The 585-nt window shown below is 57.4% G+C and carries 1 protein-coding gene; it reads left to right on the top strand.

Translation table 11 applies throughout. From position 1 onward, the window contains the following. The first annotated feature begins 156 nt into the window (after positions 1-156). Positions 157-564, top strand: coding sequence for a tyrosine-type recombinase/integrase (locus C41B8_RS19195; RefSeq protein ID WP_051883801.1), 408 nt, complete (start codon positions 157-159; stop codon positions 562-564). Positions 565-585: the final 21 nt, after the last annotated feature.

Genomic DNA, 585 nt, shown 5'->3' with positions numbered 1-585 from the left:
CAAGCTTAAGCCATGCGGTCACCGCCGCCTTTCACGCTTATCTGCGAAGAACCTTTTATTTTGCCTGCATGTTCCTACAACCCGCAGCATCTTCCGGGGGTGCATGGGGGTATGTCTGGGGGTACACTCCTCGCACCAGCATGGAGATACCCCCAAATGGCGCTCACGGCAGTTCAGGTCAAGCAGGCGAAACCTAAATGCAAGCCCTACAAGCTCGCCGACGGCGCCGGTCTTTATCTGCTTGTACACCCAAACGGCGGCAAATACTGGCGGCTCAAGTACCGCTACCTTGGCAAGGAGAAAACGCTTGCCTTTGGTACGGCACAAAACCTGTCACTCGCCGAGGCACGCGACCTGCGCGCCAACGCCAAGAAACAGCTGGCGCACGGGATCGATCCGAACGAGAAGAAGCGCGAGGATTCCGCGCGCGCAAAAGCCGACTCAGAGAATTCGTTCAAAGCAGTTGCCCTCGAGTGGCACGAGCACATGCGCCCACGCTGGTCGGAAGGCCATGCAGATAAAGGAGATATGCTCGAAAGTGGTGTACGCGGGAGTTTGAATTAGGCGGCGTATCCGGCTGGAATG

The sequence above is a fragment of the Salinisphaera hydrothermalis C41B8 genome (genome assembly GCF_000732535.1).
In the GTDB taxonomy this organism is placed as follows: domain Bacteria; phylum Pseudomonadota; class Gammaproteobacteria; order Nevskiales; family Salinisphaeraceae; genus Salinisphaera; species Salinisphaera hydrothermalis.
Note: the sequence above shows the minus strand (reverse complement) of the source record. Positions and strands in the feature narration are given on the sequence as shown.

Coding starts and splice junctions, on each gene's coding strand:
- C41B8_RS19195 (WP_051883801.1), top strand. CDS start 157: ATGGCGCTCACGGCAGTTCAGGTCAAGCAGGCGAAACCTAAATGCAAG.